Source organism: Bradyrhizobium sp. 191 (genome assembly GCF_023100985.1).
GTDB lineage: Bacteria > Pseudomonadota > Alphaproteobacteria > Rhizobiales > Xanthobacteraceae > Bradyrhizobium > Bradyrhizobium diversitatis.
On the sequence record NZ_CP064692.1, the window covers coordinates 7,159,496 to 7,185,604 of the forward strand.

At 64.3% G+C, this 26,109-nt stretch carries 24 protein-coding genes; 14 read left to right on the forward strand and 10 right to left on the reverse strand.

The window, feature by feature from the left end; all coding sequences use genetic code 11:
• The first annotated feature begins 67 nt into the window (after positions 1–67).
• Entirely contained in the window at positions 68–2,419 is a 2,352-nt protein-coding gene (locus IVB23_RS33585) for a bifunctional salicylyl-CoA 5-hydroxylase/oxidoreductase (protein ID WP_247801386.1), read from the forward strand.
• Positions 2,420–2,470: 51 nt separating this feature from the next.
• Positions 2,471–3,721, forward strand: coding sequence for a flavin-dependent oxidoreductase (locus IVB23_RS33590; protein WP_247801387.1), 1,251 nt, complete (start codon positions 2,471–2,473; stop codon positions 3,719–3,721).
• Between the two features lie 9 nt (positions 3,722–3,730).
• Here IVB23_RS33590 and IVB23_RS33595 read toward each other — a convergent pair whose 3' ends face one another.
• Together IVB23_RS33595 and IVB23_RS33600 are read right to left on the reverse strand one after the other, a co-directional pair.
• Complete coding sequence (locus IVB23_RS33595; protein WP_247801388.1) at positions 3,731–4,186, reverse strand: cupin domain-containing protein; 456 nt, start codon at positions 4,184–4,186, stop codon at positions 3,731–3,733.
• 85 nt (positions 4,187–4,271) lie between these two features.
• Entirely contained in the window at positions 4,272–5,447 is a 1,176-nt protein-coding gene (locus IVB23_RS33600) for an ABC transporter substrate-binding protein (RefSeq protein WP_247801389.1), read from the reverse strand.
• A gap of 251 nt (positions 5,448–5,698) precedes the next feature.
• Between IVB23_RS33600 and IVB23_RS33605 the strand changes: the two genes are divergently transcribed.
• The 3 genes from IVB23_RS33605 to IVB23_RS33615 all read left to right on the forward strand — a co-directional run bounded on the left by IVB23_RS33605 (position 5,699) and on the right by IVB23_RS33615 (position 8,536).
• The gene (locus IVB23_RS33605; RefSeq protein ID WP_028181148.1) at positions 5,699–6,217 is read left to right on the forward strand and encodes a MarR family transcriptional regulator; all 519 of its coding nucleotides are present in this window, start codon (positions 5,699–5,701) and stop codon (positions 6,215–6,217) included.
• A 147-nt stretch (positions 6,218–6,364) separates the two neighbouring features.
• Positions 6,365–8,056: a benzoate-CoA ligase family protein gene (locus IVB23_RS33610; protein WP_061877927.1), complete on the forward strand. Its 1,692-nt coding sequence runs from the start codon at positions 6,365–6,367 to the stop codon at positions 8,054–8,056.
• A 15-nt stretch (positions 8,057–8,071) separates the two neighbouring features.
• Complete coding sequence (locus tag IVB23_RS33615; protein WP_197488662.1) at positions 8,072–8,536, forward strand: RidA family protein; 465 nt, start codon at positions 8,072–8,074, stop codon at positions 8,534–8,536.
• 40 nt (positions 8,537–8,576) lie between these two features.
• Here IVB23_RS33615 and IVB23_RS33620 read toward each other — a convergent pair whose 3' ends face one another.
• On the reverse strand, positions 8,577–9,305 hold the full coding sequence (locus IVB23_RS33620; protein ID WP_061877928.1) for a CBS domain-containing protein: 729 nt from the start codon (positions 9,303–9,305) through the stop codon (positions 8,577–8,579).
• A gap of 207 nt (positions 9,306–9,512) precedes the next feature.
• Between IVB23_RS33620 and IVB23_RS33625 the strand changes: the two genes are divergently transcribed.
• The gene (locus tag IVB23_RS33625; RefSeq protein WP_247801390.1) at positions 9,513–11,366 is read left to right on the forward strand and encodes an alpha/beta fold hydrolase; all 1,854 of its coding nucleotides are present in this window, start codon (positions 9,513–9,515) and stop codon (positions 11,364–11,366) included.
• Here the strand turns inward: IVB23_RS33625 and IVB23_RS33630 are convergent.
• The 3 genes from IVB23_RS33630 to IVB23_RS33640 are packed head-to-tail and all read right to left on the reverse strand — an operon-like array spanning position 11,363 to position 14,894.
• On the reverse strand, positions 11,363–12,337 hold the full coding sequence (locus tag IVB23_RS33630; RefSeq protein WP_061877930.1) for a CHAD domain-containing protein: 975 nt from the start codon (positions 12,335–12,337) through the stop codon (positions 11,363–11,365). The two genes, IVB23_RS33625 and IVB23_RS33630, sit on opposite strands and share 4 nt — an antisense overlap.
• 11 nt (positions 12,338–12,348) lie before the next feature.
• Complete coding sequence (locus IVB23_RS33635; RefSeq protein WP_061877964.1) at positions 12,349–13,887, reverse strand: bifunctional aminoglycoside phosphotransferase/ATP-binding protein; 1,539 nt, start codon at positions 13,885–13,887, stop codon at positions 12,349–12,351.
• Positions 13,888–13,910: 23 nt separating this feature from the next.
• Positions 13,911–14,894 (reverse strand): zinc-dependent alcohol dehydrogenase family protein, encoded by a 984-nt coding sequence (locus IVB23_RS33640; protein ID WP_061877931.1) that lies wholly within the window; start codon positions 14,892–14,894, stop codon positions 13,911–13,913.
• Between the two features lie 170 nt (positions 14,895–15,064).
• Here IVB23_RS33640 and IVB23_RS33645 point away from each other — a divergent pair, with 170 nt between their 5' ends.
• Together IVB23_RS33645 and IVB23_RS33650 are read left to right on the forward strand one after the other, a co-directional pair.
• Positions 15,065–15,898 carry a universal stress protein gene (locus IVB23_RS33645; protein WP_247805007.1) on the forward strand — a complete coding sequence of 278 codons (834 nt, stop codon included), beginning with the start codon at positions 15,065–15,067 and terminating at the stop codon, positions 15,896–15,898.
• 64 nt (positions 15,899–15,962) lie between these two features.
• Positions 15,963–18,656, forward strand: a complete 2,694-nt coding sequence (locus IVB23_RS33650; protein ID WP_247801391.1) for a bifunctional acetate--CoA ligase family protein/GNAT family N-acetyltransferase — start codon at positions 15,963–15,965, stop codon at positions 18,654–18,656.
• Between the two features lie 37 nt (positions 18,657–18,693).
• Here IVB23_RS33650 and IVB23_RS33655 read toward each other — a convergent pair whose 3' ends face one another.
• Positions 18,694–19,182: a phage holin family protein gene (locus IVB23_RS33655; RefSeq protein ID WP_247801392.1), complete on the reverse strand. Its 489-nt coding sequence runs from the start codon at positions 19,180–19,182 to the stop codon at positions 18,694–18,696.
• On the reverse strand, positions 19,183–19,458 hold the full coding sequence (locus IVB23_RS33660) for a hypothetical protein (RefSeq protein ID WP_247801393.1): 276 nt from the start codon (positions 19,456–19,458) through the stop codon (positions 19,183–19,185).
• A 174-nt stretch (positions 19,459–19,632) separates the two neighbouring features.
• Between IVB23_RS33660 and IVB23_RS33665 the strand changes: the two genes are divergently transcribed.
• From IVB23_RS33665 to IVB23_RS33675, 3 genes are read left to right on the forward strand one after another with little or no spacing between them, the layout of a single operon-like run.
• Complete coding sequence (locus IVB23_RS33665; protein WP_061877936.1) at positions 19,633–20,769, forward strand: ABC transporter permease; 1,137 nt, start codon at positions 19,633–19,635, stop codon at positions 20,767–20,769.
• 2 nt (positions 20,770–20,771) lie between these two features.
• Positions 20,772–21,539 (forward strand): ATP-binding cassette domain-containing protein, encoded by a 768-nt coding sequence (locus IVB23_RS33670; protein ID WP_061877937.1) that lies wholly within the window; start codon positions 20,772–20,774, stop codon positions 21,537–21,539.
• A 3-nt stretch (positions 21,540–21,542) separates the two neighbouring features.
• Complete coding sequence (locus IVB23_RS33675; RefSeq protein ID WP_247801394.1) at positions 21,543–22,646, forward strand: MlaD family protein; 1,104 nt, start codon at positions 21,543–21,545, stop codon at positions 22,644–22,646.
• 6 nt (positions 22,647–22,652) lie between these two features.
• Here IVB23_RS33675 and IVB23_RS33680 read toward each other — a convergent pair whose 3' ends face one another.
• Complete coding sequence (locus IVB23_RS33680) at positions 22,653–22,970, reverse strand: cytochrome c (RefSeq protein ID WP_061877939.1); 318 nt, start codon at positions 22,968–22,970, stop codon at positions 22,653–22,655.
• Positions 22,971–23,123: 153 nt separating this feature from the next.
• On the opposite strand from IVB23_RS33680, the gene IVB23_RS33685 reads away from it, so the two are divergent.
• From IVB23_RS33685 to IVB23_RS33690, 3 genes are all read left to right on the forward strand, one after another.
• Entirely contained in the window at positions 23,124–23,837 is a 714-nt protein-coding gene (locus tag IVB23_RS33685; protein WP_247801395.1) for a helix-turn-helix domain-containing protein, read from the forward strand.
• Positions 23,838–23,929: 92 nt separating this feature from the next.
• Positions 23,930–24,058 (forward strand): hypothetical protein, encoded by a 129-nt coding sequence (locus IVB23_RS39375; RefSeq protein ID WP_256439371.1) that lies wholly within the window; start codon positions 23,930–23,932, stop codon positions 24,056–24,058.
• A gap of 286 nt (positions 24,059–24,344) precedes the next feature.
• Positions 24,345–25,073: a Crp/Fnr family transcriptional regulator gene (locus IVB23_RS33690; protein WP_061877941.1), complete on the forward strand. Its 729-nt coding sequence runs from the start codon at positions 24,345–24,347 to the stop codon at positions 25,071–25,073.
• 10 nt (positions 25,074–25,083) lie between these two features.
• Here the strand turns inward: IVB23_RS33690 and IVB23_RS33695 are convergent, their stop codons facing one another.
• Complete coding sequence (locus tag IVB23_RS33695; RefSeq protein ID WP_247801396.1) at positions 25,084–25,860, reverse strand: cyclase family protein; 777 nt, start codon at positions 25,858–25,860, stop codon at positions 25,084–25,086.
• Positions 25,861–26,109 lie beyond the last annotated feature (249 nt).

The window sequence follows — 26,109 nt, forward strand, 5'->3', positions numbered from 1 at the left end:
GGGACTTGCGCCAAATTATTTTAGGCTTAAAATAGTTTCCATGGCCGGGTGAATTGGCGAGGCTCCCATGAAAGTCGCGATCATCGGTGGCGGACCTGCGGGTCTTTATGCGGCGATCCTGCTGAAGAAGCAGCGGCCAAGCGCCGACATCGCCGTGTATGAGCGCAATCGCGCCGACGACACCTTTGGCTTCGGCGTGGTGTTCTCGGATGCGACACTCGACAATTTCGAGAAGCACGATCTTCCGAGCTATCGCCGCATCATCCAGGAGTTCGCCTACTGGGATGACATCGCCGTGCATTTCCGCGGCACGGTGCACCGGGTGGGCGGCAACGGCTTTTGCGGCTGTTCGCGACGCAAGCTGCTTCTGATCCTTCAGGAGCGCGCTCGCAAGCTTGGCGTCGTCCTGCATTTCGAGGTGGACATCGACGACGAGTCCCGTTTTGCCGATGCCGATCTCATTCTCATCGCCGACGGCATCAACAGCCGCTTCCGCGAGAAATACGTCGACCATTTCCAGCCGGAGGTCGACATCCGCTCCAACAAGTTCGCCTGGATGGGATCGACCAGGCCGCTCGATGCCTTCACCTTCATCTTCCAGGAGACCGAGTGGGGGCCTTTCATCGCCCATGCCTATCAGTATGAGGCCGGTCATTCGACTTGGATCTTCGAGACCGATCCGGAGACGTTCGAGCGGGCAGGCTTGACGGGGCTGGATGAAGCCCAGTCCGCCGCGCGGATGGCAGACATCTTCGGCTGGTTCCTCGGCGAGCATCGATTGCTGACCAACCGCTCGATGTGGCGCAACTTCCCCATGATCCGCAGCAAGCGCTGGGTCAAGGACAACATGGTCCTGCTCGGCGACGCCAAGGCGAGCGCGCATTTCTCGATCGGCTCGGGCACCAAGCTCGCGATGGAGGATGCAATTGCGCTGGCCGAAGCGATGGAGAAGGCGCCCAGCATCAAGGCGGCGCTCGAGGTTTATGAGCATGGCCGCCGTGAGGAGGTCGAGAAGATGCAGCATGCCGCCGACGTCTCGCTGGTCTGGTTCGAGCACGTCGACCGCTTCTGGGATTTTGACCCGGTGCAGTTCGCCTTCGGCGTCATGACGCGCTCGAAGGCGATCACCTATGACAATCTGAAACTCCGCGCCCCGGATTTCGTGGCGGAGGTCGAAAAATCGTTTGCCAGGCAGGTGCGCAGCAGCGGCTTCGATGTCGACACCGACCGGCCGATGGTGCCGTTGTTCCAGCCGTTCCGCCTGCGTGAGATGGAGATCGCCAACCGCGCCGTGATGTCGCCGATGTGCATGTATTCGGCGAAGGAAGGTGTGCCGACAGACTTCCACCTCGTCCATTACGGCTCGCGTGCGATCGGCGGCGCCGGGCTGATCTTCACCGAGATGACCTGTGTCAGCCGCGAGGCCCGGATCACACCTGGCTGCGCCGGCCTGTGGAACGACGAGCAGGAAGCCGCATGGCGGCGCATCGTGGATTTCGTCCATGGCAACTCGGCCGCAAAGATCTGCCTGCAATTGGGGCACGCCGGCCGCAAGGGCGCGACCAAGCTGATGTGGGACGGCATGGACCGTCCCGTGGAACAGGGCGGCTGGGAGGTTTTTTCGGCATCGCCGCTGCCCTATTTCCCCGACAGCCAGGTACCACGTGAGCTCGACCGCTCCGGCATGAACGAGGTGAGGGACGCTTTCGTTGCGGCGGCCGAGCGCGGCGAGCGCTGTGGCTTCGACATGCTCGAATTGCACTGCGCCCACGGCTATCTGCTCGCCAGCTTCATCTCGCCGCTGACCAATACCCGCACGGACGAATATGGCGGCTCGCTCGCCAACCGGCTGCGTTTTCCGCTCGAGGTCTTCGAGGCGCTACGCGCAGTGTGGCCGTTGCACAAGCCGATGTCGGTGCGTATCTCCGCAACCGATTGGGCTGACGGCGGTATCACCGGCGATGATGCCGTCGCCATTGCGCGGGCCTTCGCCGAGGCGGGTGTCGATCTCGTCGACGTCTCGACAGGCCAGACGGTGCGCGATGCGCAGCCGGTCTACGGGCGCATGTTCCAGACGCCGTTCTCCGATCAGGTCCGCAACGAGGCGCGGGTAGCCACCATGTGCGTCGGCAACATCACCACGGCGGACCAGGCCAATACCATTTTGGCCGCTGGCCGCGCGGATCTCGTCGCGCTCGGCCGTCCGCATCTCGTCGATCCCTTCTTCACCATGAGGGCGGCTGCCTGGTACGGTGCCGACGACGCATTCTGCCCGCCGCAATATCTGCCAGGAAAAGATCAGATTTTCCGCAACAGCGTGCGCGACCGGCAGGATCTTGAGGAGCTGAGAATTAAGGCTAAGCCCAAGACCCGGGCCGAACTCAAGGTGGAGGCGACAAAGCCGCTTGCGGCGGAGTGACCGCCCGTGCGACGTTAACCCATTGCCTGTGTTTCGAGTGGAGTTAGGGCGATGAAGGCGATTATCGTCGGCGGCGGTATCGGTGGTCTCACCACGGCGTTGATGTTCCGCTCGCGGGGCCTGGATTGCGAGATCTACGAGCAGGCCGACACCATCCGCGAACTCGGCGTCGGCATCAACACGCTGCCGCATGCGATGCGCGAGTTGGCCGGGCTCGGTCTGTTGCAGAAGCTCGACGACGTCGCGATCCGCACCGATCAGCTCTACTACCTCAACCGCCACGGCCAGGAGGTCTGGCGCGAGGCCCGCGGCATAGACGCCGGCCACGACGTGCCGCAATTCTCGATCCACCGCGGGCGCCTTCAGGGCGTCATCCACCGCGCGGTCGAGGAGCGGCTCGGGGCTGATGCCATCCACACCGGTTGCCGGCTCGGCGCGTTCACGCAGGACGAGGGCGGCGTCACCGCTTACTTCTTCGATCGCGCAGGCGCCCATGTCCACACCGCGCGCGGCGATATCCTGATCGGCGCCGACGGCATCCACTCGCGCGTCCGGGAGACGCTGTTCCCGAACGAGGGGCCGCCGTGCTGGAACGGCTTGATGCTGTGGCGCGGCGCCCGCGACTGGCCGCTGTTCCTCACCGGCAGATCGATGATCGTGGCTGGCGGCCTCAATGCCAAGGTGGTGATCTATCCGATCGCGGAAGGATCGAGCCCGGCAAGCCGCCTCACCAATTGGGCGGTGCTGGTGAAGGTCGGCGAGGGCAATGCACCGCCGCCGCGGAAAGAAGACTGGTCGCGGCCGGGGCGGCGCGAAGAGCTGATGCCGCATGTCGCACGTTTCTCGGTGCCCTATATCGACGTGAAGAGCCTGATCTCGGCAACGCCCGAATTTTACGAATATCCGACCTGCGACCGCGATCCCTTGCCCTATTGGTCGTCGGGCCGGGTCACGCTGCTCGGCGACGCCGCGCATCCGATGTATCCGGTGGGGTCGAACGGCGCCTCGCAGGCGATCCTCGATGCGCGCTGCCTTGCGGACGCGCTGGTGCGCGCCGAACATCCGCGTCAGGCGCTGCTCGAATATGAAAAGAAGCGCCTGCCCATGACGGCCGAGATCGTCCGCTCCAACCGGCGCGGCGGTCCTGAAGGCGTCATCGACGCCGTCGAGCAGCTCGCGCCTGACGGTTTCGACAATGTCGACAACGTGCTGAGCTATTCCCAGCGTGAGGCGATCGTGCGTGGCTACGCCACCAAGGCCGGCTTTGCCGCCGTCCCGGGACTTGCGGCGGTACGCGCCTAAGACACGCTGCTAGCCGCCGGGCGGTGGCGGCAGGAAGTGGATGTTGAACTCGGCGGCCAGCGCCACCACGTCCTCGGGCTTCTGCTCCTTCATGTTGTGAAGGCCCCAGAACAGGTCGAACAGCTTGCGGCTCGGGGAGACCCAGAACAGCACTTTTGCGGTCTGCTCCGACTTGTTGAAGATGCCGTGCGGCACGCCCATGCCGAGGCGGATCAGGTCGCCGGCCGTCGCCTGCGACTCCGAATTGCCGAGCATGAAGTCGAGCTTGCCCTCCAGCATGTAGAGATACTCATCCTGATCGGGATGAATGTGCGGCGGCACAAACGTGCCCGGCGGAAGTGTCGCATGCCAGGAGAAGCTGTGCTCGGCGTAGCTCTTCGGCACATAGGTCTGGCCGAGGATGTTCCAGGAAATGCCCTGGATGCCCTCATTCGCCCGGGTGATGCCGGTGATTTCGCTTTTCATTTTAGTCCTCCCGTAACGCGATGCGCGGCTATTGTCAGAGCATGATCTTTCTCGGAAAACCGCTGCGCACTTTTCCGGATCATGCTCAGTTCGCCGCCTTGCAGTCCTTGGCATAGCGGTCGCCGTAATTCTCGAAGACCTTCTGGACGATCTCGGTCTGGAACTTGCCGTCCGGACGCTTGGCGACTTTGGTCAGGTAGAAATCCTGGATGGGATAGCCGTTGGTGTTGAACTTGAAGGTGCCGCGCAGCGAGGTGAAGTCGGCCTTCTTGAGCGCCGCCCGAACGGCGTCCTTGTTCGATAGATCGCCCTTCACCGCCTTGACCGCGCTGTCGATCAGCATCGCGGCGTCATAGGCCTGAAAGGCATAGGTGCCGGGCACGATGTTATAAGCGGCCTCATAGGCGGCAACGAACTTCTTGTTCTGGGGATTGTCGAGATTGGGCGCCCAGTTCGCGCCGCCGAACATGCCGACCGCGGCGTCCTGCTGCGCCGGCAGGGTCGATTCATCCACCGTGAACGCCGAGAGCACCGGAATGGTATCGGCAAGGCCCGCCTGCCGGTACTGCTTGACGAGATTGACGCCGAGGCCGCCGGGCATGAACGTGAAGAGAGCGTCGGGCTTTTGCGAGGAAATCTTGGACAGCTCCGGCTGGAAGTCCAGCGTGTTCAGCGGCATGTAGGATTCCTCGACGATCTCGCCCTTGTAGTCGAGCTTGAACCCGGCCACCGAATCCTTGCCGGCCTGATAGTTCGGCACCATCAGGTACATGCGCTTGTAGCCGCGATCCTGCGCGACCTTGCCGAGGATCTCGTGCACCTGATCGTTCTGATACGAAGTCACATAGAAGAACGGGTTGCAGTCCTTGCCGGCGAAGGTCGACGGCCCGGCATTGGGGCTGATCAGGAAGGTCTTCGATTCCGTGATGGGCCGGTGGATCGCCTGGAGGATGTTGGAGAAGATCGGTCCGACCACGAAGTCGACCTTCTCGCGCTCGAGAAGGCCCTTGACCTTGGTCACCGCTGCATCCGGCTTCAACTCGTCGTCGACGACGACGACCTCGACATCACGGCCGCCCATCTTGCCGCCGAGATCTTTCACCGCAAGCGCAAAGCCGTCCCGAACCTGTTGGCCAAGCGCGGCGGCAGGCCCCGACAGGGTCACGATCACGCCCAGCTTGATTTTTTCCTGGGCAAGGGCAGGGGTCACCACGGTGCCGAGCAGCACGGCGGCTGCGGCCAAGGTCATTTGCGTCTTCATGATCTGTCCCTCGTGACGATTGGCTTGCGCAGCAAGCCACGTACTCCAAATTCAAACTTATGCCGATGATGGTCGCCGCGGCAAGCCGAGCTCGAGGCGTCGCATTCTGCGGGGAGCGCCGCATGCAAGCGGCGCGCCAATTGTTTGAAGCCTAAAGAAATTGTCCTGCGGTTGATTGTTGCAGCTTTGGACTTGCAGCCGGCTCCGATTTATTTGAAGCTCAAAACGTTGGGGAATCCGTGCCGGCGCCAATGCCGGCCGTGAGTGGCTGCATCAACATGCTCGATTCCGAGACCAAGGCCGTCGAAACGCCGGAGGACCACGCCGAGGAGCTTCGGCTGTGGCTGCGGCTCCTGACCTGCACGACGCTGATCGAGGGCGAGGTGCGCGGCCGGCTGCGGCAGCGATTCGACGTCACGCTGCCTCGTTTCGACCTGATGGCGCAGCTCGACAAGGCGCCTGACGGCATGACGCTGTCCGATGTCTCCAAGCGCATGATGGTGTCGAACGGCAATGTGACCGGCCTCGTGGAGCGTCTGGTGGACTCCGGTCATCTCGACCGCCGGACCTCGGAGACGGATCGCCGCGTCCAGGTGATCCGACTCACGAAGCTCGGACGCGCCGAGTTTCGCCGAATGGCTGCGGAACACGAAACCTGGATCGCCGATCTCTTCGCCGACCTGACCCCAAAGGACGTGCGCGAACTGATGCGGCTCCTGGCCAAGACCAAGGCGTCCGCGCAGAAATCGGCCGCGCGCCGCCGGTCGTAAGCCCCGGCGCTGGGCGGGGCGCCGATCCCTCTTGCCGCAGGAAAAAGCACGGCTTGCCCAAAATCCGCTATTGCGCCGAATTGTTTTAAGCCTAAAATGTTTTCAGATCGTGCTGCCGGGTGCAATCCATGCTGAAAGGAGCGTGCGATGGCCAACGCCGCCAAGATTCAAATGTCGGGTTCGTGTGACGGCAACGCCGCGACGGCCCATGTCGATACGTTCGCGCGGCAACATCTGCCGCCGCGCGAGCTCTGGCCCGAATTCATCTTCACGCGGCCGGAGCTGCACTACCCCCCGCGACTGAACTGCGTCAGCTATTTCCTGGATCGCTGGGTCGAGCAGGGACATGGCGAGGCACCCTGCGTCATCAGCCCTTCCGTCAGCTACACCTATCGCGAGCTGCAGGCGCTGGTGAACCGCATCGCCAACGTGCTGGTCGGCAAGCTCAATCTCGTTCCCGGCGGCCGGGTGCTGTTGCGCTCTGCCAACAACCCCATGATGGTTGCGACCTATCTCGCGGTGATCAAGGCCGGCGGCATCGTCGTGGCGACGATGCCGCTGCTACGCGCCAAGGAGCTGTCCTATCCGATCCAGAAAGCGGCGATCACGCTGGCACTGTGTGACGGAAAACTCTCCGATGAGATGGAGAAGGCGAAGGCCGCAGCGCCCGGTCTCGAGCGCGTCGTTTATTGGGGCAACGGCGCTTCCGATTCGCTCGAAGCGCTGATCGCGGATGCGAGCCCGGAGTTCGGGGCTCTCGATACCGCCGCCGATGACATCTGCCTGATCGCTTTCACGTCGGGCACGACAGGCGATCCCAAGGGCACCATGCATTTCCACCGCGACATGCTCGCGGTCTGCGACGGCTATGCGCGCAACATCCTGCGGGCCGAGCAGAAGGATCGCTTCATCGGCTCGGCCCCGCTCGCCTTCACCTTCGGCTTCGGCGGCGTGCTGTTTCCGATGCATATCGGCGCGTCCTTCGTCCTGCTGGAGAAGACGACGCCGGACGACCTGCTGTCGGCGATCGAGCAGTACAAGATCACAGTCTGCTTCACCGCGCCGACCGCGTACCGCGCCATGATCGGCAAGCTCCCGGGCCGCGACATCTCCTCGCTTCGCAAATGCGTCTCCGCGGGCGAAACACTGCCCAAGCCGACATTCGATGCCTGGTTCAAGGCCACCGGGATCAAGCTGATGGACGGCATCGGTTCGACCGAGATGCTGCACATCTTCATCAGCGCGACCGAGGACGAGATCCGCCCCGGCGCCACCGGAAAGCCCGTGCCGGGCTATGAAGCCAAGATCGTCGACGATGAGGGCCGCGACGTGCCGCCTGGAACGATGGGCCGTCTCGCCGTGCGCGGGCCGACCGGCTGCCGCTATCTGGCCGACGAGCGGCAGCGGAAATACGTCCAGAACGGCTGGAACATCACCGGCGACACCTATCTGATGGATAGCGACGGCTATTTCTGGTACCAGTCGCGCTCCGACGACATGATCGTGTCGGCCGGCTACAACATCGCGGGGACCGATGTCGAAGCGGCGCTGCTCACGCATCCGGCGGTTGCCGAGTGCGGCGTGGTCGGCGCTCCGGACGAGGCGCGCGGCATGATCGTGAAGGCCTATGTCATCGCCGCGCCCGGCGTGACGGCCGACGCGCAGCTCGTGGCGGAGCTGCAGGAGCATGTCAAACGCGAGATTGCGCCTTACAAATATCCGCGCGCGATCGAGTTCGTGACGCAATTGCCGAAGACCGAAACCGGCAAGCTGAAGCGCTTTGCCCTGCGGCAGCTGGCGCAGGTCGCGGCGACGTCGTCAGGCGTCGCTGCGGAATGAGAGAAGGATAGAGAATTGTCCGTGACGCCCCCGAAAGGCTCGCAACTCGCGGTACTGCCGACGGCAGCCGAGGAAGGAACGCGCATCAGGGCGCAGATCCTCCAGCCGTCAGGCTGGCCGGTGCCGAAAGGCTACGCCAACGGCATGGCTGCCGAAGGACGTATCGTCGTCACCGGCGGAGTGATCGGCTGGGATGCAGAAGAGCGCCTCGCGGAAGGCTTCGTCGCGCAGGTACGCCAGACCTTGAGCAACATCGCCGCGATCCTGGCCGAGGCCGGTGCCCGGCCCGAGCACCTCGTGCGCCTGACCTGGTACGTCGTCGACATGGACGAGTACCTGGCCAATCTGAAGGAACTGGGCCGGGTCTATCGCGACGTCTTCGGAGCCCATTATCCTGCGATGGCGCTGGTTCAGGTGGTCCGCCTCGTGGAGAAGGCGGCGCGCGTCGAAATCGAAGCCACCGCCGTCATTCCTCGCTGAACTCTGTCGCGATCGGCTCTCCCTGATCGACCCGCCCTGGTTAGCTTGCTTTGGCGAGCTCATCGTCCTCGGGCGAGTTCAGATAGACGCCCGACATGGTGTCGACCCAGCAAAGATGGTCGTGCACCTTCTTCACGCCCTCGACGTTCTCCGCGGCGACGATCGCGGCCTGCCGTGCGCGCTCTTCGGTGATGACGCCGCTGAGATGAACGATACCGTTGCGCACGATCACGTTCAGCCCGAACGGGCACCAGTCGCTCTTCTCCATGGTATCGATGATGCGGCTGCGAATGTGGTCGTCATCCGCGGTGGGATCCGGTACTTCGCGGGCGAGGCCCGCCACCGCCTGCAGCAGATTGGCGCGGGATACGATCCCGACGACCTTGTCGCCGCGCACGACCGGCAGCCGCTTGATGTTGTTCCGCTCCATGAGATCGACGATCTCCGCGAGCGCCGTATCCTCCGTGATCGTCACGGGCGAGTCGGTCATCACTTCCGAGACCTTGCGGCCGTGCTCATGGACGAAATCGCTCGCGGATTTGCCCGGACCGAGGATGAAGCGAAGCCAGCGTCCGCGCTTGCGGCCGGTGCCGATTTCGCTGCGGCGGATGAAATCCCCTTCCGACACGACGCCGACCAGCTTGCCGGACTCGTCGACCACTGTGAGACCGCTGACGTGCCGCTTCAGCATGATATTTGCCGCTTCGACGATGCTGGTGTCGGGGGTGACCGAGATGACCGACCGGGTCATGATCTGATGGGCGCGCATGGACGACTCCGCTTTGTTGAAACTTCGATGCGCGCAACCTAGCTCCGGCATCGAGGTGCCGTTTGACGCAAGTCAATCGGGCGAAACACGATCGATCCCGATTGAGAAATTGTGATCCGGACCCGGGCTTGATGCAGCTCAACACGGCTTCGACGCCTCGCGGTACCCTTTATCCACGTACAACTGAAGCCCGCAGGAACATGAGCTATGAGCGTCGTGCAGAAATTTCCACGGGCTGAAGAGCCGGCGGTGCAGGTTCTCTCCGCCGATCCCGCCGCTGGTCCCGAAGCCTCGCTTGTGAGCCCCGGAAAACTCGAAAGCACTCCGGTCGCGGCCGATTCCGTGCCTGCATCAGAGCCATATCCTCTGGACCGCGCCTTGCACGCGATGCTGGCGCGGTTCACGGGCGGGATTTCGCCACTTGCCCTCTCGCTCGCCTGGCTCGATTGGAGCTCGCATCTCGCCGCGGCGCCGCAGCGCCAGATGGAGATTTCGCGGAACGCCCTTCGCGATGTCGGCCGGCTCGCGAAAGCTGCCGCGCACGCGGCGTCGCCCGGGCAAAAGCCGTGGTCCGTGATCCAGCCGCAGGAGCGGGACCGCCGGTTCAGGGGATCGCAATGGGAGATCGCGCCGTTCAACCTGCTGGCGCAGGCGTTTCTGCTCGGAGAGCGCTGGTGGCGTGATGCTGCGACGGGCGTACGCGGCGTGTCGCATGCAAATGAAGCCATCGTCGAGTTCTCGATGCGTCAGTTGCTCGACATGCTGGCGCCGTCGAACTTCGCTGCGACCAATCCGAAGGTGCTGGAGAAGGCGTTCCAGAGCGGCGGGGAGAATTTCATCTTCGGCTGGCAGAACTGGTGCAGCGACCTGATGCGCCTGCTCTCCAACTCGAAACTGGCGGACGACGGGCAGTTCGTGGTCGGCAAGACGGTGGCGGTTTCACCCGGCAAGGTCGTCTACCGCAACGAGCTGATGGAGCTGATTCAGTATTATCCGACCACCGCGCAGGTGCGGCCCGAGCCGATCCTGATCGTGCCGGCCTGGATCATGAAGTACTACATCCTCGATCTCTCGCCGCAGAACTCGCTGGTCAAATATCTGACGGGTCAAGGTTTCACCGTGTTCGCGATCTCGTGGCGCAATCCGGATGCGAGGGATCGGGATCTCGCCTTTGACGATTATCGCAGGCTGGGCGTCATGGCGGCGCTGGACATGATCGGCCTGATCATGCCGGGTCGGAAGACCCATGCGCTCGGCTATTGTCTGGGGGGCACATTGCTGTCGATCGCCGCCGCCGCGATGGAGCGCGACGGTGATAACCGCTTCGGCTCGGTCACGCTCCTTGCCGCGCAGACTGATTTCACCGAGGCCGGGGAGCTGACGCTCTTCATCAACGAGAGCCAGGTGGCTTTTCTCGAAGACATGATGTGGCAGCGCGGCTATCTCGACACGACGCAGATGGCCGGCGCCTTCCAGTTGCTGCGCTCGAACGAACTGATCTGGTCGCGGCTCTCACATGACTATCTGATGGGCGAGAGCGCGCCGCCGAGCGACCTGATGGCCTGGAACGCCGACGCCACGCGGCTGCCTTATCGCATGCATTCGGAGTATCTGCGCAAGCTGTTCCTCGACAACGATCTGGCGGGAGGGCGCTATCTCGTCGGAGGCAGGAGTATTTCGCTCTCCGATATTCACGTGCCGATGTTCGTGGTCGGCACGCTCGCCGATCACGTGGCGCCATGGCGATCCGTCTACAAGATCCACTATCAGGTCGATGCCGACGTGACGTTCCTGTTGACCAGCGGCGGTCACAATGCCGGTGTCGTGGCGCCTCCAGAGGAGCCCGGCCACAGCTATCAGGTGCTGACCAAGGCTGCTGATGCGCCCTATGTCGGCGCGGATGAATGGGTGAAGCTGGCCCCGCGCGTTGAAGGGTCGTGGTGGCCGGAATGGGCCAAATGGCTCGCGGCGCGCTCCGGCGCGCCCTGCGATCCGCCGCAGATCGGGTTTGGAGGCGCACCCGGCCTGCCCGATGCGCCGGGAGACTATGTTCACACCTAAACCTCCGGCTCGGAGCCCGGCGCGAGATCCGAGGAGCGGAACGGCTTGGCCTTGTCCAGTTTTCGGTAGGCCACCGACGCGGTTCGCAACAGCTTCTTTTCCCGCTTTCGGTTGAGAAAGCGATCGGTGGCACCGAGGCCGGCGCCGTTCAAGGACGCCGCCAGCGCCTGTCCTCGTGCATCGTCGTTCAATTGTCCGAGCGCTCTTTGTGCCTTGCGCAATTGCTTGAGGATGGACTTGTGTTTCGTCGGCGTTTCCGCGGCGAACAGGTCCTGAAGCGATTCGATCGAATAGGTCAGCCGCTTGTTGAGGAGTCGCAGCTTGTGTCGTTTCTCCACGTCGAGCTTGCGGAGTCTTCGCGCTTTCTTGAGCAGCCTCGTCTCCCACTCGGTCAGCCGCTCCATCGCGTGTTCGGCGAGCGTGCGGCGGCGCAGTCGAATGGCTTCCTTGCTGCGCCGGGTCGACCAGGGGCCGCTTTCGATCCACGTCGAGGTCTGTTCGGCCAGGCGGCGGTACCGTGCGGATTGCAGCGCACGCGCCAGCAGCCTGTGGCTCTCGGCCCGTTTCTCGTCCCACTGCTGAAGCTCGGCGACCACGGCGAGTTCGTGGCCAGTCTCGGCGACGACCCGCTCGATCGCCACGTCGAGGTCCCGCACCATGCCGAGCTGGCCGTTCAGCCATTTCAGTTCGGCCCAGACCTTCGGGCGCAGGGCGTCGTCGACCATCGGCGAGAAGAAGCGGATGGCAGTACGCAGATGCGTCAGTGCGATGCGGATCTGGTGCAGAGCTTCGGGATCGCCGCGGCAGGTCCCGTCGTGCTGAGCGATCACGTCATCGAGGTGACGGCGGGCGATGATCCGGAAGGCCGTGTCGCAGGCCATGCCGGGGCTGAGGCGGCCGGGCAGGGTATTGCGCCGCGTCGCCGGCTTGGCACGCGTGGTCGCCCTCGAGCTTGTGGTGGGTCCCGACATCCTTGCCTGCATCAATCAGGTTGCGTTGTTTGCCCCTTGGCGATCACGTCCCGGCAGTTCTGCAGCGTCTGTTCTTCTGTCCCGGATGCATCGATGGTCGCCCAGCCGACATGGCCGATCTTATAGTGCTCTTGCAGCGCGGCAACCTCTTGCGTGGCGTCCGATGCATCCCCCCGGCGGCTTCCGATCCGCGCCTGCCGGGTCGCGAGGTCCGCGACCAGGAATAGACCGTTCAGTGAAACGTTGCGCTCGCGCGCCAGCGCGGCGATCGCGTCACGTTCGTCCTCGCGGGCGAATACGCCGTCGATGAGCGCCGAATGGCCTTGCGCCAGCACCCGCCGGGCGCGCTGAGCCAGCGCGTCGTAGACGTGGGCCGTGACCTCCGGCGTATAGGCGGATGGCGGCAGGCGGTGCGTGTCCTCGACCCCGAACATTTGCTTGCGGACGAGATCGCTGCGCAGCACGACGGCTCCCGGCTGCGGCGCGACGAGCGGCGCGAGCGCGTACGCCAGAACGGTCTTTCCGGTGCCGGACAGTCCGCCGACCGCAATCAGACGCGGAGCGGGAGGACGGATCAGCGTCCTGGCGAGGTCAAAGTAGCGCTGCGCCTGGTCGAGGATGCCGGGACGATCGGAATGCGGCCGCTTCAGCCGTGCCAGGGCCACCTGGGCGCGGATCGCCGCACGGACGGACATGAACAGCGGCAGGGCGGAGAGCGCGTCGAGATTGTCGGCCGGCGTCGCTGCAAGATAGCGGTTCAGGGCGATATTCGCCGCGCGCAGTTGGTCGTGCTGCAACAGGTCCATGAGGGTGAACGCGAGATCGTAGAGCACGTCGACCGTTGCCAACTGCGCATCGAACTCGATGGCGTCGAACAGCACGGGCCGATCATCGATCAGAACGATGTTTGCGAGGTGCAGATCGCCATGACAGCGGCGCACGAAGCCCTGGCGGCCGCGCTCTGCGAGCAGGGGACGAATACGCAGATATGCCTCGTGCGAAGCCTTGCCGAGCCTTTCGATGTCTTCCGCGTTGAAATGTCCGCCGGCCCGCAGGCCGTCACTGTTGCCGTCGATCAGGGCCGGGATGGATGAGACCCAGGCTTCTCCGTCTGCGCGTGTCGCCGCCGCGTGCGACGCCACGATTGCGTCAGCGGCAGCCGAGGCGAGCTTCGTCTCCAGCGGGCCGGCCTTTGCCAGAAGATCCAGCGTCCTGTTTTCGTCGAAGCGCGACATGTCGACCGCATATTCGATCGGCCGGCCGGCGCCGCCGACCTTCAGAGATCCATCCGGCTCTTCGGTGATCGCCACGACGCCGTGATAGATCTGCGGCGCCAGCGGCCGGTTGATCCTGATCTCCTCCTCGCAGGCCGCCTTGCGCTTCTCGAGTGTCGAATAATCAAGGAACGGAAACCGGACGGCGCGCTTGATCTTCAGCGCGCGCTTCGCATCCAGGAACACCGAGGCTCCATGCGTGTCGATCCGCGTCACGCCGGGATGGTCGGTCAGCATCTGGAAGATGCGCTCCTGGGCCGCCGTTTCATCCTCGATCGGAGCGGGCATTCGAAGCACCATCACGGCGTCAGCACGGCTGCGCCGAGAATCTGGCCATTCCGCAGCATGCCAAGAACCTCGTTGGCCTGATCGAGCGGAAACGCCGTCGTCTCGGTACGCACGCCGGCTTGCGGGGCGACCTTTAGAAAATCGAGGCCATCCTGCCGGGTCAGATTGGCGACCGAGACCAACTGCCGTTCCTGCCAGAGCAAGTCATACGGAAAGCTTGGAATGTCGGTCATGTGGATGCCGGCGCATACGACGCGCCCGCCTTTGCGGACGGCGCGCAACGCGGCCGGAACGAGCTCGCCGGCCGGTGCGTAGATGATGGCGGCGTCGAGCGGCTCGTCGGGCGCTTCGTCCGATGACCCCGCCCAGACCGCGCCGAGACGGCGTGCAAGGTCTTGTGCAGCGGCGTCGCCGCGTCGCGTGAATGCATGGACGGATCGTCCCTGCCAAACCGCGACCTGCGCAATGATGTGGCCGGCTGCGCCAAAGCCGTAGAGGCCGAGCCGGTCGGCGGGGCCGGCCAGAATCAGCGAGCGCCAGCCGATCAGCCCTGCGCACAGCAGGGGCGCAATCTCCACGTCGCTGCCGGCCTCACTGAGCGGAAAAGCGTAGCGAGCGTCGGCGATGATGTGGGTCGCGTAGCCGCCGTCGCGCGTATAGCCCGTGAAGAGCGGTGCGTCACACAGGTTTTCCATGCCCTCCCGGCAGAATCGACACTTTCCGCAGGTGAAGCCGAGCCAGGGGATGCCGACCCGGTCACCAGGCGCATGTGTTGCCACGTTCGGCCCAACGAGATCGACCCGGCCGACGATCTCGTGCCCAGGCACGATCGGATAGCGAATATCGGGCAGCTCGGCATCGACGAGATGGAGATCGGTCCGGCATACGCCGCAGGCGCCGATCTTCACCCGGAGCTGGCCCTCACCCGGAATCGGGTCAGGCCGCTCCTCCATCTGGAGCTGCGCTCGTGGAGCCGGCAACACCATCGCACGCATAAGTCTCTCCGGGGCGAACCGCTCCGATTGAATTATTCATAGAATGACCAAGCGACCAGTCCTTGATGCCGGTCAACGCCGGTTCCCGGGTGACCGGATACAGTTTGCCTTTGACGAGGATCAAGCGCCTCGACGCGCGCCGGCCTATCGTGCGACCCAGGAGAATGCGGATGCCCATCAAGGACGTCTTTCTGCCCCTTGTCGGCCCGCCGCGCGGACCGGCTGTGGTCGCGATAGAGAAATGCGTGGCCGTTGCCGCCGATCTCGGCGCCAGGATCACCGCGCTCGCGCTCGAGGAAGAAATCTTCGAGCGACCGAGGGTGATGCTGCCTTACGACCGCGATTTCGAGCACGCCGGCCCCGAGGCTTCCGACATGCAGCAGCTCCTGAATGCCTTCACCGGCGCAGCTTCCCGCGCCAACATTCGCGCCCAGAGCCGATCGGGCAAGGTGCCTGCGGATCAGATCGGCGCGATCCTGGCCGAGCATGCCCGCTTCAGCGACCTCACGCTAGTTCCCGTGAAACCGCACGACAGCCGAACAGAGGTCATTGTCGAGGCCTTCTTGTTCGGATCCGGCCGGCCGCTTCTGCTTTGTCCCGAACATCTCGCGGACGAACTTCGGCCTGAATTCGAAAACGTCTTGATTGCCTGGGATCACTCTGCTCGCGCCGCGCGTGCGGTCGGCGACGCGTTGCCGATTCTTCGGGCTGCCACCTCGGTCCGTGTGGTGACCGTGGCGGACGACAAGACCGAGGCGGTCGTGCAATCCGGCACGGCTCTCGTCGATCATTTGAGGGAACATGGGGTCGATGCCTCGTTCGAAACAACGAAATGCGGCGGCAGCTCGATCGGCAAGGTACTGGGAAGCTGGGCGAATTCCCATGGCATCGATGCGATCGTCATGGGCGCCTATCATCATTCGCGCCTGAACGAGATCGTCTGGGGCGGTGTGACAAAGACCGTCATTGGCCAGCCACCGTGCTGGGTTATGATCTCGCACTAGGCTCCTTCTTTCGTCTTGATCGTCAACCAATCGGAACCGCCGCTGACCCGGCGCATTTTCTTTCATGTCAACCTATCGTCTGAACAACCTGCTGTCGCCGCGCTCGGTCGCGCTCGTCGGGGCGAGCGCCCGTTCGGGGTCCGTGGGACGCGCCGTTCTGGAGAACATTCGCAAGGCCGGATTCAAGGGGCAGTTTGGCCTCGTCAATCCGCGCCATGCCGAGATCGGCGGCGTCGCGGCGGTGAAGAGCCTGGACAGGCTGGACTTCGTGCCCGAGCTCGTGGTCATCACCGCCCCCGCAGGCGAGATTCCAGGCATTGTCGACCAGGCCGGGCGTCTCGGGTCTGCGGGCGCGCTGATCGTCTCGGCCGGGCTCGGCCAGGGACCGGGATCGCTGCACGAGGCCACAAGCACTGCTGCCCGAAAATACGGCATGCGCCTGATCGGGCCGAACTGCCTCGGCATCATGATGCCCGGCGTCAGCCTGAATGCCAGTTTCGCCGCGCACATGCCGGGGGCGGGTAACCTCGCGCTGATCTCGCAATCGGGCGCAATTGCCGCCGGCATGGTCGATTGGGCCGCGCAGCGCGGCGTCGGATTCTCCGGCATCGTTTCGATCGGCGATCAGATCGACGTCGATATTGCCGATCTGCTCGACCATTTCGCGATGGATCACAAGACCCGCGCGATCCTGCTCTACATCGAAGCCATCAAGGACGCGCGCAAGTTCATGTCGGCGGCGCGCGCCGCCGCGCGCGTGAAGCCCGTCGTCGTGGTGAAATCCGGCCGCATGGCGCAGGGCGCGAAGGCGGCTGCCACGCACACCGGTGCGCTCGCCGGTGCCGACGCTGTCTACGACGCGGCGTTCCGCCGCGCGGGTGTCCTGCGGGTCTCCGATCTGCGTGAGCTGTTCGATTGTGCCGAGACGCTCGGCCGTGTCGAATCGCCGACGGGAAAGCGTCTCGCCATCCTGACCAACGGTGGCGGCATCGGCGTGCTTGCTATCGATCGATTGGTCGAACTCGGAGGAATACCTGCAACCATCTCGGCTGAAGCGCGTAAGAAGCTCGATGCAGCGCTGCCGCCGACCTGGTCCGGTGCGAATCCCGTCGACATCGTGGGCGATGCCGACGCCTCGCGCTATGCGGTGGCGCTGGAGGAGCTGCTGGCCGATCGTGACAACGACGCAGTCCTGGTCCTCAACGTGCAAACGGCGATCGCCTCGGCTGCCGAGATCGCCACGACCGTGACGCAGCTCGTCAGAAGATATCGCGAGCAGCACCGCAGCTGGGCGAAGCCCGTATTGGCGGCCTGGGTTGGAGCCGATCAGCACATCATCCAGACACTCTCCAGCGCCGGTGTGCCGAACTATCCGACCGAGGACGACGCCGTGCGCGGCTTCATGTATCTGGTCCGGCACCGCGAGGTGGTGGAGGAGCTGAGCCAGGTTCCTCCCGCGATGCCTGATACCTTCGTTCCGGATGCCCGGGGAGCGAGGCAGATCGTCACCGCCGCGGTCGCGGATGGCCGTGAATGGCTCGAACCTGTCGAGATCAAGCACCTGCTCGAAGCCTATGACATCGCGATGGTGCCGACCTATGCGGCGACCGATGTCGAGCAGGCGGTTGCCTATGCGAACGACATCTTCGCACAGGGCGACACCGTCGTGCTGAAGATCATGTCGCGGGACATCGTCCACAAATCCGACGTCGGCGGCGTCGTTCTCAACCTGACCACGCCTGAAGCAGTGCGAGTGGCCGCCACGGGCATCATCGCGCGCGCGAAAAAGCTGCGTCCGGAGGCGCGCATCGGCGGCGTCATCGTCCAGGCGATGGTCGTCAAGGCAAAAGCGCGCGAGCTTATCCTTGGCCTCGCCGACGATCCGACCTTCGGCACGGTCGTCGTTTTCGGCCGGGGCGGGACGGCGGTGGAGATCATCAATGACAAGGCGCTTGCGCTGCCGCCGCTCGATCTGCAGCTGGCCCGCGACCTGATCGAGCGCACGCGCGTGTCGCGGCTGCTCCGCGCTTACCGGGACGTGCCGGCTGTGAAGCCGGACGCAGTCGCCATGGTGCTGGTCAAGCTCGCGCAGATGGCGGCCGACATTCCCGAGATCCGCGAATTCGACATCAATCCGCTGCTGGCGGACGAATCCGGCGTGACCGCGGTCGATGCCCGCGTTGCGGTCGGGCCGCCGCAGCGGAAGTTTGTCGGCTCCGGCCCGGCCAATTTCGCCGTTCGCGCCTATCCGTCGCAATGGGAGCGCCGCCTCAAGCTCAAGGACGACTGGCACATCTTCGTGCGGCCCATGCGGCCCGAGGACGAGCCGATCATCCACGAATTCCTGGGCCACGTCACCCCGCATGACCTTCGTCTGCGGTTCTTCGCACCGATGAAGGAATTCACGCACGAATTCATCGCACGCCTGACCCAGCTCGACTATGCGCGCGCGATGGCCTTCATCGCATTCGACGAGGCCACCGGCGAAATGGTCGGCGTCGTCCGGCTCCATTCGGACTCGATCTACGAGAGCGGCGAATACGCGATCCTGCTACGGTCCGATCTCAAGGGCAGGGGGCTCGGCTGGGCGCTCATGCAGCTGATCATCGACTATGCGCGGTCGGAAGGACTGAAGGCCATATCGGGCGACGTGCTCCAGGAGAACACCGTGATGCTCGACATGTGCCGGCAGCTCGGCTTCGAGGTCAAGCCGGATCCGTCCGAGCCTGACCTTTGCGACGTCAAGTTGAAGCTTTGAGCGTGCGCTGGAGCGCGTCAGCGCAAGATGCGGGGCTTCAGGAGCGCGCTTCGGCCGATGTCGCATCGGCGGACGCCTTGGCCGGCGTCCGCAGGTTCTTGATGATGATTGCGATCAGCGGCAGCAGCGCCGGCACGATCGTGCTGAGCGGATGATGCACCGCGCCCGACACCTGGGCCTGGAGCGCGCGCGCCTCGAGCTGGAGGGCTTCGATCGAGGCGCCGTGAATTTCGTTGGCGAGCTCGATGTCACGTCCCGACGGAGCGCGGCCGGCGATCACGAAGAGAACGGCCGCGATGACAAAGTTGACGGCGCCGAGGATCGCAGCTGCAGCAATTGCGCTCCAGAGCTGCACCAGCGCGAAATAGGCGGACAATTCCAGCATCAGGAGCCCGAACGCGGCGATCAGCGCCGCGAAGGCGCGCAGGCCGACGCCGATCAGCAGATGGCGCAGCCTGATGTCCGCGATGATCCTGTCGGTACGCCACAGCACGCGCAGATGTTTGACGACGTTCTCGGTATTCACCTAGTGTCTCCTCAACATGAAGCCGACAACCACGCCCAGCGCGAAGGCGGAGGCGAGCGATGTGATCGGACGCTCCGCAACGAGGCCCTGAAGCTGCTCCTGCTCTTGTTCGACGGTCTCGCCGAGTTCGGTGAGCGCGGCCCTGATCTGATCGGCGAGTGCGTCGGCGCGGTCTTTCGAGCTCTCGAACAACTCCTCGCCGGCGGTGCTCAGCAGACGTGTGACGTCGACCTTCATCGCCCGCAGTTCTTCGCCCATCCCGTCACTGTCGAACATGGATCTGGTATCCTCGTTGAATCGAGGCAAGTCTAAGACCCACCGTGCGACCGCGCTTGATTTGCGTCAAGGGGCAGGGCGTGTTCGGGTCTTGAGACAGGTCAAACCGGCCGCCACATGCTAGCCTAGAAATGCCGGCTGAATGGGGACCGATTGTCCCGATGAGGTGGAAGCGTGAACCACGAACCGCTGCTGCTCGCGACGCCGTCCGGCGACGAGCTGAAATTGCGCCCTGAAGGGCCCTGGACTGCCGCCAATGTGATGACGCTCGAAACTTTGTCCCGGTCGGTTGGAGGCGACGTCGACCGGTCGCGCGTCGTAACCCTGGACATGTCGGGCATCAGCGCGCTCGACACGCTCGGCGCCTGGGTCCTTGAAAAGCTGTCGCGCAGGGCCGCATCGTCAGGCAGATCGGCCGAATTCGTCGGCGTCGCCGACCATTTCAGCGGCCTGATGGACGAGGTGCGCCAGGTCAACCGCCACACGCCGGCCCCGGCGCCTGCGCCCAATCCGGTCCTGGCGAGGCTGGGCGATCTCGGCAAGTCCACGGTCGGGTCGCGGGAAGACATCACGATCTTCCTCCAGATGCTCGGCGCATTGTTCATGGCCGTGATCGGCGTGCTGCGCCGGCCGCGTTCGCTGCGGCTGACGTCGCTGGTCTATCAGCTCTACCGCATCGGGTGGCAGGCAATCCCCATCGTCGCGCTGATCACCTTCCTGATCGGCGCCATCATCGCGCAGCAGGGCTTTTTCCACTTCCGCAGATTCGGCGCGGAGTCGTATACGGTCGACATGGTCGGCATCCTGGTGCTGCGTGAGCTTGGCGTGCTGATCGTCGCCATCATGGTCGCTGGTCGCTCGGGAAGCGCCTACACCGCCGAGCTCGGCTCGATGAAGATGCGCGAGGAGATCGACGCGCTCTCAACCATGGGGCTCGATCCCGTTGACGTCCTGATCCTGCCGCGCGTCGCGGCCCTGGTCATTGCCCTGCCGATCCTCACCTTCATCGGATCCATTGCCGCGCTCTATGGCGGCGGCCTTGTTGCCCAGTTCTATGGCGACATGGGACCGGCGATCTACATCGCTCGGTTGCATGAGGCCATCTCGGTCACCCACTTCGAGGTGGGCATCCTGAAGGCGCCATTCATGGCGCTGGTGATCGGGATCGTGGCCTGTAGCGAGGGATTACGCGTCAAGGGCAGCGCCGAGTCGCTGGGGCGGCAGACCACGACGTCGGTCGTGAAGTCGATCTTCCTCGTCATCGTGCTCGACGGCCTGTTCGCTGTCTTCTTTGCCTCGATCGGAATGTGACGATGGACGGACCGCAAGACGAGTTCGCGATTCGTGTCCGTGACCTCGTGGTCGGCTTCGGTCGTCAGACCGTGCTCGACCATCTGTCGCTCGACGTTCGCCGGGGCGAGATCCTTGGGCTCGTGGGGGCGTCCGGCGGCGGCAAGTCGGTGCTGATGCGCACCATCATCGGCCTCATCCCGCGTCGCGGCGGGACCATCGAGGTCATGGGGCAGTCCGCCGGCGGCGACGGTCGAGGCGCAGCGATGGCGTGGGGCATCCTGTTCCAGCAGGGTGCACTGTTCTCCTCGCTGACGGTGCGCCAGAACGTCCAGTTTCCGCTCCGTGAGAATCTCGTCCTGTCGCAGGAGCTGATGGACGAGATCGCGATCGCCAAGCTCGAAATGGTCGGCCTGCGCGCCGAGGATGCCGACAAATATCCGGCGGAGCTGTCCGGCGGCATGACCAAGCGCGTGGCGCTGGCGCGCGCGCTCGCGCTCGATCCGCCGATCCTGTTCCTGGACGAGCCGACCTCGGGTCTCGATCCGATCGCCGCCGGCGATTTCGACGTGCTGATCAAGACGCTGCAAAGGACGCTGGAGCTCACCGTGTTCATGGTGACCCATGACCTCGCGAGCCTGACCACGGTCTGTGACCGCGTCGCCGCGCTCGCCGACGGCAAGATCGTGGCGATCGGCCCGATGCGCGAATTGCTGCAATCCGAGCATCCCTGGGTGCGCGCCTATTTCCACGGCAAGCGCTCGCAGATGCTGCAACACGAGATGAGATGAGAGATGGAAACCCGCGCTCCCTACGTGCTGATCGGCAGTTTCGTGCTGGCCGCGATCCTCGCGGTGTTCGGCTTCGTCTATTGGCTGAACAACACCGGCGGCATCGGGCCGCGCACGAACTACCACGTGCAATTCCAGGGACCGGTGCCCGGCCTTCTGGTCGGCGCCGGCGTGCTGTTCAACGGCATTCGCGTCGGAGAGGTGACCCAGCTCGGGCTCGCGCCGGACAACCCGCGCTTTGTCAATGCGACGATCTCGGTTGCCACCGCGACGCCGGTCCGCTCCGACACCAAGGTCGGTCTCGAATTCCAGGGCCTCACCGGTGTGCCGGTGGTGACGCTGGAGGGCGGCGTCATCGTCGCCAAATCCGGCGAACCCTTGACCCTGATCGCGGAGGCCGGCGCCGGCCAGAGCATGACGCAGGCGGCGCGCGACGCGCTGCGGCGGGTCGACACGGTGCTGCAGGACAATTCCGGCCCGCTGAAGGACACCATTGCGAATTTCAAGACCTTCTCCGACGGGCTCGCCCGCAACACCGGCAAGATCGACGGGATTCTGGCGGGCCTCGAGAAGATGACGGGCGGCGGCACGCCCGCGCAGAAGGTCACCTACGACCTGCGCACGCCGCAGAACCTCGGCCCGGCCGGCAAGACGCTGGCCGCTTCACTGGCGATTCCCGAGCCGACGGCGGTCGCAATGCTGCAGACCCAGCGGATGCTTTTCGCGCCCGCCGGGGACTGGCCGGGCTTTGGGGATTTCCTCTGGGCCGACAGCATTCCGAAACTGGTGCAGGCGCGCCTGATCGACAGCTTCGAGAACTACGACATCGCCCACGCCCCGCTGCGCACGTCGGACCTCGGGCAGGCGGATTACCAGCTCCTGATCGATATCCGGCGCTTCCGGATCGCCACGGAGGGTGAGACAAGGGCCGAGATCGGACTGTCTGCGCGGATCGTCGACAAGAACGGCAAGGTGATCGCTTCGCGCCTCATTGAGACCAGCGAAAAGCTCGACAAGGTCGAGCCGGCCGCGGCCGTCGCCGCCTTCGATGCGGCCTTCGCGCGCATCGTAAAGGAGCTGATCGGTTGGACCGTGCAGGCGGTGTGAGGCCGACTATTCCAGCGTCTTCAGGTAGGACAGGAGGTCGTGGATCTGGTCCGGATTGAGCTCGAAGACCGGCATGTCGGCATGACCGGTGTAGATGCCCTCGGCCAGCGCCTCGCCAAGGCTGTCGATCGGATAACGGCGATGCAGGGTGCGCAAGGGAGGCGCGATCTCGACCGGGCTCTTGGAGACGCGGTCGATGGCGTGACAGCGGGCGCAATTGGCCCGAGCAAAGGCCTTGCCGCGCTGTTCGGCGGTCGGGGCCGCCAGCGCAGGCGTAACCAGAAGCAGCCCAATCAGGCCGTGACGCAGCGCGCTTTGCAGCATGGAAGGTGATCCCGTCGAACCGTGGGCGCAGAATAAGACGGGGATGCCACTCAAATTTGATCTGAGTCAATCGGCTGTGGCGCGATGCAGTAAAATGCAGCCGCGCGGTGGACTCGGTCTGGTGTCGGGGACAGCCGGCGCGAGGAGCGGTGGATGAAGCCTTCCGTGGTCACGATCGAGCCGAACGGACATTTTTGCGACGATTGCGCCGTGCGCGGAGCTGCGGTTTGTTCGTCGCTGGATGCGGCCGAGCTCAGGGAATTCGAGCATCTCGGTCGCCGTGTCCATTTTGGCTCGGGCGAGACCGTGTTCTCCGAGGAGGAGATCACGACCTCATTCTACAACGTTCTCGAAGGCGTCATGCGGCTGTACAAGCTGCTGCCCGACGGCCGGCGGCAGATCGTCGGCTTTGCCTTGCCCGGTGACTTCCTGGGGATGAATCTGTCCGGCCGGCACAACTTCTCGGCCGATGCGATCGGTGCGGTGACCGTGTGCCAATTCGCAAAGGCGTCCTTCAGCCGTTTCATCGAGGACCGGCCGCAGCTGCTCAGGCGAATCAACGAGCTGGCCATTCGCGAGTTGAGCCAGGCTCGCGACCATATGGTCCTGCTCGGCCGACGCTCGGCCGACGAGAAGGTCGCGACCTTTCTGCTCGGCTGGCGCGAGCGGCTGGTCACGCTCAAGGGCCTCTCCGACACGGTATCGCTTCCGATGAGCCGTCAGGACATCGCGGATTATCTCGGCCTGACCATCGAAACAGTCAGTCGCACCTTCACCAAGCTGGAGCGTCAGGGCGTGATCGAGATCATCCACGGCGGCATCAGCCTGCGCGATCCGGCTCGCGTCGAGGCCATGGCTGCGGCCTGACCTCCTGTCCACAACGCCCCAGGGCATTTGATCCCGATCAATGACGCCGGCCGTGCGCAGCAAAACAATGCTGCAAACAATCCGGGAGGAGCATGATGCCTGCTGACGCATTGCTGGTGACCATCGTCGTCGTCGCGATCTTCGTCGCATTCGCCGCGGTTCTGGCTTGGGCAGACCGTCAAACCAGCGCGGGCCGGCTCGATCCGGATACCAAGCGCTGAAGCTGAAGCGCCTCGGTCTTCGTCCGCTTCCGGCGTGTCGACCGCCGACCCTTGCCGGGCCCGGCGGTGACCTTCGGCGGCAGCTCGACGCAACCACAGCCTGTGCTGCCTGCAACTCTGCGTCAGCCGAGACGCATCCATGCATCCTTCGGATGTGAATTCTCGGCCGTACCACGTCCTTTTGGTGGCATTTACCTCGAATCCCGCGCGTGCTTTCCGGTTGAAAAGCCTGATAACGTTGACTACGCAGGAACCTAGTGCCTCGTAGTCTTAGGAGCCCCGCGGCGTGCCTCAGGACAAGATCGGCGATCCCCGACAGTCGGCGGGCAGCAAATTATCGGTCCTGCGCAAGCACCCGATCTTCGCGGATCTGGAGCCGGAAGCGCTCGATCAGCTCTGCCGCTACGCCAAGCACACCACCGTCAAGCGCGGCGCGACGATCGCCGCCAAGGGCGATCCCGGCAACAGCCTGTTCGCGGTGGTCGCGGGGACAGTCAAGATTTCCTCCTCATCGCCCGATGGGCGGAACGCCATTCTCAATCTGATCGGCCCGGGAGAAATCTTTGGCGAGATCGCGGTGCTCGACGGCGCTCCCAGGTCGGCGGATGCGACCGCCAACACCAACTGCGAGCTCTACGTCATCGATCGCCGGGACTTCCTGCCCTTCGTCAAGAGCCAGCCGGCGCTGGCGATGAAATTCATCGAGCTGCTGTGCGCGCGTCTGCGCTGGACCAGCCAGCAGGTCGAGCAGGTGATCCTCCAGAATCTGCCGGGCCGGCTCGCGAGTGCGCTGCTCGGCCTCACCGAGGAGCGCAAGCTCGATTCCGGCAGCGGCACGCTCGCCATCACGCAGCAGGAAATCAGCGAGATGGTGGGAATGACGCGCGAGAGCATCAACAAGCAATTGCGCGTCTGGGCCGGACGTAACTGGGTTCGCCTCGAGCACGGCGCCATCGTGGTGCTGGATACGGACGCGCTGCGCGAGCTCGCCGAGAGCGGCCTCGACGACGACTGACGCCGCTGACCTAGTCGTCGATGATGGCGACCGCGCGGGTCCAGCCCGCGGACGCGCGCTCGATCTTCACCGGAAAGCACGAGATCGTGAATCCGGTCGATGGCAGCTGGTCGAGATTGTGCAGCTTCTCGAGATGGCAATAGCCGATGTGCCGTCCCGCCTTGTGGCCTTCCCAGATCAGGCTGGCATCTTTCGTTTCGGCATACCTCCGCGCGGTGTAGACGAACGGCGCGTCCCAGCTCCAGCCGTCGGTGCCCGTCAGCCGCACGCCGCGTTCGAGCAGGTACATGGTGGCTTCATAGCCCATGCCGCAGCCGGAATTGACGTGGTCGGCCCTTCCGAACTTCGCGCCGGCGCTGGTGTTGACGACGACGATCTCCAGCGGTGACAGCGTATGCCCGATGCGCTTCAGCTCCGTCTCGACGTCGGCCGCACTTGCCACGTAGCCGTCGGGCAGATGCCGGAAGTCGAGCTTCACGCCGGGCTGCAAGCACCATTCGAGCGGTACCTCGTCGATCGTCCATGACCGCTCGCCGCGGTTCATGGTCGGATGGAAGTGCCAGGGCGCATCGAGATGCGTCCCGTTGTGGGTCGACAGCGAGACCTGCTCGACGGCCCAGCCCTGACCATCGGGCAGATCCTGCGCCTTGAGGCCGTCGAAGAACTGCAGCATGCGCGGCAGCCCCTGCTGGTGATCGATATACTGGATCGCCGGGTGATTGCCCGGAGGATCGGCGGTCACGTCGTTTGCGAGCGGCACCGAGATATCGATCAACTTCCGCGGCATGGGCATTCCTCGAGATGGTCCGGAGTTCCTGATATCTTGAGGGGGGCCCATTGGTTGGGTCAAGTCACGTGCCGGCGACATCAACCCGGTCCGCCCTCTCCATGATTGGGCCAGATCGATCGATGCAACTCTTGCATTGATCGATGCCGGATTTGGCTTGGACAGAAAATGCCGCCCGCCCTAGGGACGACATTGGCGCTTGACTTCACACCGGAAGGGGAGCGACCCAAGGCGGCCGAGCATCTGCCC